The organism is Proteiniphilum acetatigenes DSM 18083 (assembly GCF_000380985.1).
Taxonomy (GTDB): domain Bacteria; phylum Bacteroidota; class Bacteroidia; order Bacteroidales; family Dysgonomonadaceae; genus Proteiniphilum; species Proteiniphilum acetatigenes.
The window spans coordinates 1-5867 of record NZ_KB905721.1; the positions used below are offsets into that span (position 1 = coordinate 1).

The following is a 5867-nucleotide window of genomic DNA, read 5'->3' on the forward strand; positions in this document are numbered from 1 at the left end:
TGTATTTCATAATACTGGGAGTGTCTGCGGTGGTAGTATATTACCCTATCCTTAATAATCAACTGCTCGATTTCTGGGACGACCAATGGGTCGTGATGAATTATTATACAGAAGGGGGATTTACAATTCAGAATATCTGGAGGATCCTTACCGAATTCTATCACGGTCAATATGCACCTTTTAATGAGTATTTATACCTGGTCTTATATTCCATTGCCGGTTATAATCCGTTTGTCTTTCATCTGGCAAGCCTTATCCTGCATATTGTGAATACCTGTCTGGTATTTCTGGTAACAGAGAAACTGCTTACTCTCTGTGGAAAAATCGATATTAAAATAATTCCACCTGTTTCATTGATCACTTCCCTGATATTCTGCGTTCATCCGTTCAATGTTGAATCGGTTGCATGGATGAGTGCATCAAAAGTATTGGTATACGCCCTTTTCTATTTACTGGCAACCTACACGTTTCTCTGTTATATGAAAACCGCGAAAACACGGTTTTACATATACACGCTCTTATTATACGTTTTCTCTTTCCTGGGAAAAGAGCAGGCGGTAGTTTTCCCGTTATGGATGCTGCTGATATACTGGCTACTGAACCGGCAGCTATCGGATAGGAAAGTATGGATGGCAACCCTGCCGTTTTTTCTGCTGTCTGTTGTGTTCGGAATCATCACCATCTATTCCCAGTACGCTGACGGGGGAGGTTTTCTTGCCGGTAACGACAATTATCCGTTATGGCAACGCATTGTTTTCGCCTGTTATGCTTATCTGGAATACCTGTTCAAAATCACTTTTCCGTTTAAATTGTCTTACCTGTATCCTTTCCCTTCCGCCATTGGCGATCCGTTACCGAATTGGTTACTGGTGTATCCGGCAGTAATACTCATTATTGCGGCATCATTATGGACGTTTATCAGGCAATGGCCGGTAGCTTTCGGATTGTTGTTTTTCACCGTTCATATTGCCATTGCTTTGCATATCATACCGCTATCACGCTTTGCCATTGTCGCCGACAGGTATGCTTATCTTGCAGTGATAGGAATAGGATTTATACTGGCTTATTATGGGGTTATGCTGTATAACGGCCTCAAAAAGAGAAGCCTTAAATTATTAACAGTAATGCTTTTTGCCGGTTACCTGTTGTATTTCGGGATTTATGCCCACCAACGCACGTATACATGGTATGATACAGATGCGTTGAAGAAAGAATTAAGGGAATTACTGAAACAACGGAATGATTACCATCTATTTTACCCTGAAAATGAGTGATGGATCAACAATCAAAAAAGACAATCGCATGAAAACAGGTTTTGCTTTTTATGAAAAGACGGTCTTCCGACAATCCCGTCACTGGCGGGATGAAAATAATCAGAATATGGATACATGAATTCAATTATATCAATTAATAATCAAACAATTAATAGAAATGAAAAAGATTTATTTAATAATTTTAGGCATAGCAACCTTATTGTTTGCGCTTACGCTGAACTTCAAGCATGCATTGAATGACTACGGAGTAGTAGACAATAAATTGCATGTGGAAGTATTGGCCCAATCAAATGGTTCAGGTGGAGGAGATAGTTCAGGAGGTGGCAGTTCTGGAGGAGCTATAGATCACTATACCACATGTACCGTAACGGAGACAAGAACTTGTACGATAGGAATGACAATACCGGAATGGGTACCTTATATAGGAGGATTAAGATGTGATATTCAGTTTGACTATCCAGTAACTTTCCATGGGTCCCAAAATAATTGTATATATACTGGAGTCCCTTCTCATTATTGTAACCCATTTCCTTGCAGAAAAAATTGAAGCATTCAAAAATAGGGATGGATTTCTTTTTAGGGATTTCTATCCCTATTTATAAAAAAATTATTGAAATGAAAAAAAATAATCAAATTTACACAATTTTAGCTACTAGTGCTGCAATCTTTATTTTATCATGTAGCAAACGAAGTAATAACGATAATGAAGTGACTGAATCTTTAGAATTTACTCTTTTAAAAATAGATCCTAAGCAAATTCAAAAAAATAATAATAAAATATCTCTCTTTTCTAACTCAATAAAATATACCCCTTTAGAAACTCATGATAGTATTTTAGTTGGGGGCATTGATAAAATCGTTACACAAAATGATAAAATGTATCTTTTGGACAAAATGACTGAAACAATATTCTGTTTCAATAGGGATAACGGAAAATTTCTATATAAATTGAATCAAAGAGGAAATGGACCAAATGAATATTTTTCAGTTATGGATTTTAATGTAAACGAAAATGAAGAGATCATCATATATAGTACAAATCAGGGCCTCCTCTTTTATGATAAGAATAGGTTTGTGAAGAAAATAAATTTACCTATCATCGCTTCAGATTTTTATATCGATAAAAAAGATACAATCTATTTTGATTTAGGAAGATTCCCAAATCAAACAATATTCAAAGAATTTCCAAAACAGTACAGATTGATTAGAACAATAAAAGATAAGATAATTGATAAATATCTACCTTATGAATATGACGACTATTATTTACGAATACCAATAGCAAGAAACAGTTTTTTTGTATCACAAGACACATTAAATTTAATAGATTATTTGAATCAAGAAACTTATAATGTCGTTAATGGGAATATATCTGGCAAATATAAATTTACATTTACGACCAATAAAGAAACTTTCAATTATAATAACAGCAAAACCCTAAATAACTCTATTTTTGAGAAAATAAGAAAGAATAATTATACTAGCTTATCGTCATATCTTGAGTCTGATAACTATATATTTATAAGTTATAACATCGAAAAATTTGTGATGTATTCATACATTGAAAAAAAAGATTTAAAAGTTAATAATCTTGGCATATTCTATTTTGATGATTTTAATAATATTCCTTTAGGAGGACATCTGATAAGTATCAATAATAACGAATTAATTGCATTTATGGAACCAAGCACTTTAATTAATTTAATAGGAGGAAACGATGCTGCTTCCGAGAATGTTCGAATCTTAAAGAATAAACTAGATCCGTCAAGCAATCCAATAATTATTACAATAAATTTAAAATGAAAATAATAGAAAAGTTTTATGTTTTATTTATTCTTGTGGCCATTATTAGTTGCAAACGGGGAGACCAAGAATATTCTACACCTCGCGACTTACCGGGGAACACGGATCAATATTCCCTGTTTGTACTGGATAATGTCTTTGAAAATGAATTACGATTTCCAAGTGAGTATAGAATAATGAATTCGGAAGGAAATTTAGTCCCTTTGAAATCTTTGCTAAATACACCTAAAATAGTAATAAGGCTCCATGAAAGCTATTGCGAAAGTTGTATCGTTGAGCAAATTCAGATTATTAATTCATCCTTACAACATCCGCAGAATACAATAATAGGCCTTGCTACATATAATAATATCAGAAAGTTTCGGATACTATTAAGCAAATATAAGATAGAATTTCCAGTATATTTTATTCCTTATAACGATACTTCTCAATTATTCTCAGCAATTAGTAAACAAGATTACTTACCATTTTATTTTTTAATAGATACTGATTTAAACAGCAGGTACATCTTTCACCCTGATACCAATTTTCCCAAAATAACAATGAATTACTTAAAAAGAAGTGAGGTTTTTCTGTTAGAAGAACAACAATTTTTACACCCCCTCTATATCGACAAGAAAGATTTGAGCATCGATAACGCGTTATTGGATAACACATATGATATAGCACTCCATTATAAGAATATAACATCTGAAAACGTATTGATTGATAGTATAAATGTATCATGTGATTGTTTACAGGTCATTTCCTATGACAGTTCAATAAAACCAAAGGAAGAAGGAAAATTAGTTCTTAAATATAAACCTGCAAATATTGGATTTGATCAACAAGAAATCAATTTTGTAATTAAGAATCATAAGAATATACTTGTGAATTTTCAAGCATATGTCACGGATTAATATTTGCTGACGATGAGTTTTGTTGTGATCTGACAGAAAAAATACGAGAAAGAAAGGATATCCTGATTACGCCTATATTGAGAGGGTTGTGTTTGAGTAATTATAGGGAATGAATCGAGACTTACCGACCCCTTAATAGGATCAGAAAAAATGCATTATAGAATATGTTGTCTGTAAATTTTAGAATATATTTTGTAATAGTATCTTTTTATAAAATTACATACTTGTCAATATGATGAAAGAAAATATATTATTTATCGTATTTTGCCTATTTCTAAATGTTTGTCATAGAAAGATTATAATAAATGAAGGCAAAATTATAAAATCAGGAGAAATGGAAATAATAAAATTAATGGATGCTCCAACAAATACATCTATTGATATTTCTCCTTTTTTGGATACAATTAAATATGTCAAGTTAGAATTAACAGAAGAATCTATAATAGGCTACATTCAGAAATTAACGGTTTATGAAGATCGCATTTATATCTTAGACACACAAACGTCTCCTTTATTTGTTTTTAATATTAACGGTGAGTATCTCTTTAAAATTTCCAATGTGGGACAAGGGCCAAAGGAATACTCGCAATTGGATTTCTTCGACATTGATTTCAAAAATAAACAAATTGTATTAACAGATTTAATGGGATATTGGATCATGAAGTATGACTTGGATGGACATTTTATTAATAGGAAAAAAATACCTTTTTGGATTGAAGGTATTGTACCATGTCATGATAATGGTTATGCCATTTATGCTAATTACAGAAAAAATAAGACTACTATGAAAAAAGAATATAATCTTATGTACTTAGATTCCTTAATGAATATTACTAAGGTGTAAAGTATCAATAGATTCGCTACAAATTTAATTTTTGAATCTTATAGAAAACAATTATCTTTCGATTTATGAAGGATAATGAAAGGCAAATAAGAGCACGTAAAAATTGGCTCAAAGTGTATCAGGATGTAGGTTCTGTGTCGAAAGCCGCACTCCGGTGTGGAGTGGCCAGATCAACCATGTACCGTTGGATTAAAAGGTATAGTGAAGAGGGAGAATCTGGATTGTCCGATAAGTCGAAACGCCCTAAAAACCTCACAAACACAAAGGTTTCAAAAGAAATTGAATTACTTATCCTTGAACTTCGAAGGAAAAAGAAATGGGGTGCTCAACGTATCTCAATCCATTTGTTGAGAAAAAACATCAGACTTTCCCCTATGACTGTCTGGAGGGTATTGTCTAATAACAATGTTTCACCAATAGTGAAAAGGCGAAAGAAGTCCGATTACAAACGATATAACAAGGAGATTCCAGGCGAAAGGGTTCAGCTGGATGTTACTAAAATACGGAAAGGAGCCTATCAATTTACAGCCATCGATGACTGTACCCGGATGAAAACTATCCGGATCTATCCCAATAAGAAAGTAAAAAATACTATTCATTTTTTGAGCGAAGTAATTGATACATTCGGATTTCCAATCCAGCGAATTCAAACAGATTGGGGTACGGAATTTTTCAATTATGATTTTCAGTATGAACTCCATGAGCATTTTATCAAGTTCAGACCGATAAAACCTAAAACACCTCACCTGAACGGGAAAGTTGAAAGAACCCAGCATGGATAAAACGGTTTGATTTGTGCCAGTGATTTCGGTCTATGTGTGCCACCTTTTTCGGTTCAAACCGTGCCACTTTTTACGGTTCGATTTGTGCCACTTTGAAAAGATCAAGTTATCTTGTCCCTAAAAAAGGGATGCGGTATGGCAAATAAACTTGATCCTATGGATATAAAACAAATTTTAGTCTTAATCAAAGACGGTTTTAGTAACCGCAAGATTGGTGCTACACTTGGTATATCTCGTAATACCGTTAACAGCTATGTACAACAGT

The 5867-nt window shown here is 33.2% G+C and carries 7 protein-coding genes; all 7 read left to right on the plus strand.

What is annotated here, in order from left to right:
* The coding region (locus tag F597_RS21365) for a hypothetical protein (RefSeq protein ID WP_019541458.1) at window positions 1-1274 on the plus strand (1274 nt) is incomplete at its 5' end.
* A gap of 157 nt (window positions 1275-1431) precedes the next feature.
* The gene (locus tag F597_RS21845) at window positions 1432-1821 is read left to right on the plus strand and encodes a hypothetical protein (protein WP_019541460.1); all 390 of its coding nucleotides are present in this window, start codon (window positions 1432-1434) and stop codon (window positions 1819-1821) included.
* Entirely contained in the window at window positions 1818-3077 is a 1260-nt protein-coding gene (locus F597_RS0119670) for a 6-bladed beta-propeller (RefSeq protein ID WP_019541461.1), read from the plus strand. Before F597_RS21845 ends, F597_RS0119670 begins: the two co-directional genes overlap by 4 nt.
* Complete coding sequence (locus F597_RS0119675; RefSeq protein WP_019541462.1) at window positions 3074-3976, plus strand: DUF1573 domain-containing protein; 903 nt, start codon at window positions 3074-3076, stop codon at window positions 3974-3976. The genes F597_RS0119670 and F597_RS0119675 overlap by 4 nt, the downstream gene beginning before the upstream one ends.
* A gap of 232 nt (window positions 3977-4208) precedes the next feature.
* Window positions 4209-4820: a 6-bladed beta-propeller gene (locus tag F597_RS0119680; RefSeq protein ID WP_019541463.1), complete on the plus strand. Its 612-nt coding sequence runs from the start codon at window positions 4209-4211 to the stop codon at window positions 4818-4820.
* Between the two features lie 65 nt (window positions 4821-4885).
* Window positions 4886-5602, plus strand: coding sequence for an IS481 family transposase (locus F597_RS0119685; protein WP_019541464.1), 717 nt, complete (start codon window positions 4886-4888; stop codon window positions 5600-5602).
* Between the two features lie 156 nt (window positions 5603-5758).
* Window positions 5759-5867, plus strand: a 109-nt coding sequence (locus F597_RS23200; protein ID WP_425413912.1) for a LuxR C-terminal-related transcriptional regulator, incomplete at its 3' end; no start/stop codon positions are given.

Excerpts from the sequence above, each read along its gene's own strand:
- F597_RS0119675 (WP_019541462.1), top strand. The coding sequence starts at position 3,074 with ATGAAAATAATAGAAAAGTTTTATGTTTTATTTATTCTTGTGGCCATT.
- F597_RS0119680 (WP_019541463.1), top strand. The coding sequence starts at position 4,209 with ATGATGAAAGAAAATATATTATTTATCGTATTTTGCCTATTTCTAAAT.
- F597_RS0119685 (WP_019541464.1), top strand. The coding sequence starts at position 4,886 with ATGAAGGATAATGAAAGGCAAATAAGAGCACGTAAAAATTGGCTCAAA.
- F597_RS21845 (WP_019541460.1), top strand. The coding sequence starts at position 1,432 with ATGAAAAAGATTTATTTAATAATTTTAGGCATAGCAACCTTATTGTTT.